The organism is Sporomusa sp., from assembly GCF_057736855.1.
Genome location: NZ_JBYKYF010000379.1, coordinates 1 through 2,507, shown reverse-complemented (window position 1 = coordinate 2,507; position 2,507 = coordinate 1). Strand labels below are relative to the sequence as shown.

Annotated in this window: 4 protein-coding genes; all 4 read left to right on the top strand. The window is 44.6% G+C overall.

The features are described from left to right. The coding region (hypB, locus tag AC29Z1_RS16505; protein ID WP_488272544.1) for a hydrogenase nickel incorporation protein HypB at positions 1-508 on the top strand (508 nt) is incomplete at its 5' end. 17 nt (positions 509-525) lie between these two features. Beyond that, a complete protein-coding gene (locus tag AC29Z1_RS16500) occupies positions 526-705 on the top strand; it encodes an aspartyl-phosphate phosphatase Spo0E family protein (protein ID WP_488272543.1) in 180 nt (59 codons plus the stop codon). 105 nt (positions 706-810) lie between these two features. Further along, positions 811-2,169 carry an amino acid permease gene (locus AC29Z1_RS16495; protein ID WP_488272542.1) on the top strand — a complete coding sequence of 453 codons (1,359 nt, stop codon included), beginning with the start codon at positions 811-813 and terminating at the stop codon, positions 2,167-2,169. A gap of 133 nt (positions 2,170-2,302) precedes the next feature. Further along, a partial coding sequence (locus tag AC29Z1_RS16490) for an alanine racemase (RefSeq protein ID WP_488272541.1) occupies positions 2,303-2,507 on the top strand: 205 nt, incomplete at its 3' end.

Genomic DNA, 2,507 nt, shown 5'->3' with positions numbered 1-2,507 from the left:
TAGTGAGTATAAAGTTGCAGTTATAGAAGGTGACTTATATACCTCCAAAGATGCTGACAGAATTGCTTCCTATGGTATACCGGTAATTCAAATTAATACCCGGGGTGGTTGTCACCTAGATGCTACTATGGTTAAAAAAGCTGTTGATCAGTTGGATTTGTCAACAGTTGATATCTTAATTGTAGAAAATGTGGGTAACTTAGTTTGTCCTGCCGAATTTGCTGTGGGGGAACATGCGAAGGTAGTCGTGTTCAGTGTTACTGAGGGAGAAGATAAGCCACTAAAATATCCACTTGTTTTTCGTCAGTCCGCAGCGATCATCATTAACAAGGTGGATTTGCTGCCATACACTGATTTTGCCATAGATTGTGCAGTCAATGATATTAAGGGATTAAATGCTGCCGCTGCTTTAATCAAGGCTTCTTGCAAAACTGGAGAGGGCCTGAGTTTGTGGATAGAATGGCTGAAAGAGCAAATACGGTTAGTTCACAACCATGGGGATTTATGAGTAGTAGGAGGAATATTGTGACCAATTTAACGGAAAGGCAGCGGGAGATTGAAGAAGTGCGTCTCCGGCTGCATCTTTTAGTTGAAGAGAAGGCAGGGAATTTTGCTGACCGGGAAGTAGGCGAGCTTAGTGCCTATTTAGACCGGCTTATTGTTGAATATGAATTGGAATGTGCCTTGCGCCAGAAGGACAAGTAGTTTTTGGCAATGATAAAGAAAATCTGAGGTCTAATCCTGATGCTATAGCTATACATTACTAATAGGTGTACCTGTTAGTAATTGTTAGTAGCGGAGGGAGTCCAGGTGCGTAAACGTGATGAACCGCAAGAGCTGAGGCGCAGTCTTAAGGAACGACATATTCAACTGATTGCACTAGGGGGATCTATAGGAGTTGGCTTGTTTTTAGGTTCAGCCTCTGCCATTCAGGCGGCCGGGCCGTCACTGCTGGTTTCCTATCTCCTTGGCGGGGTTGTGGTTTTTTGTTTACTCCGGGCGCTGGGAGAAGTGGCTGTTGCCTATCCGGTAGCTGGTTCTTTTAGTGCATATGCTCATATTTTTTTAGGTCCAATGGCAGGTTATGTAACAGGCTGGATGTATTGGTTTATGTGGATTGTTACCGGCATGGCCGAGATTACGGCAATAGGCATGTATGTGAACTTCTGGTTGCCAGAACTACCGCAATGGATACCGGCTTTAGTAACGGTAGTTATGATGACTGTCGTTAATCTGATTGCCGTAGAGATATATGGAGAAGTAGAGTTCTGGTTTGCGTTAATCAAGATCATTGCGATTTTGCTGTTAATTATAGGTGGCTTAGGGATGATTATATTTGGCATTGGTAATGGCGGAGTGCCCATTGGGATAGCGCATCTCTGGCAGCATGGCGGTTTTTTTCCGCATGGCGTCAGTGGTGTACTTATGGCGTTAGCCATGGTACTGTTTTCTTATGTAGGGATTGAAGTTATCGGTATTACCGCCGGTGAGGCCAAAGACCCAGCCAAGACATTGCCTGCTGCCATTGATAAAGTCTTTTGGCGGATTGTATTATTTTATATTGGCTCACTGTATGTTATTATGTCTATCTATCCCTGGACGGAGATTGGCAGTGTCGGTAGTCCTTTTGTATCGGTATTTGAACGACTGGGAATTGATAATGCCGCTGGAATCATGAACTTTGTTGTACTATCGGCGGCGCTTTCTTCGTGTAATAGCGGTGTTTTCAGCACTGGCCGGATGCTGTATACGTTAGCTAAGCAGAAAGAGGCTCCGGCGTTTTTGGGAAAGCTAAACCGCAGCCATGTTCCGGTGTTTGGAGTGCTAATTTCGTCAGCCTGTTTGCTGGTTGGCGTTGTTCTTAATTATTTTATTCCGGCAAAAGTGTTTACTTATGTGACCAGTGTCGGTACCTTTGCCTGTTTATGGGTTTGGGCTGTTATTATTATTGTCCAAATGAAGTTTAGGCGTAGTCTATCACCGGCACAAACAGCAAGATTAGGCTTTCCCATGCCGTGGTATCCTTTTTCCGGTATCTTTTGTTTAGTTATGTTGGCACTAGTGATGGTTATTATGGGTCAAAATCGCGATACTGCGATGGCTCTCGTGGTTGGGCCGTTATGGCTGCTGGCGTTAGTCATTTTCTATCTGCGGCGGTCTCGCGGTTAGATGTAGAGTAAATGGTATGATTTTTGCACAGTATAAACATATTGCTCAAAGCTCAGAGGATTACACCGTCCGTCTGTGTCTGCAATTCCTGAGTGCGAAATATAAATGCCTACATGCGATAGGGGGAATTGATATGTTCGAACGACCGGTTTGGGCAGAAGTTGATTTATCAGCCATTAGAGATAATGTTAGAGAAATTAAAAAAGTACTAAAGCCTGGAGTTAAGTTTTGTGCTGTGGTTAAGGCAGATGCTTACGGTCATGGCGCAGTAGCGGTTTCTCGGGCTGTCCTGGATGCCGGTGCTGACCGGTTGGCGGTAGCTATTGTGGATGAGGCTG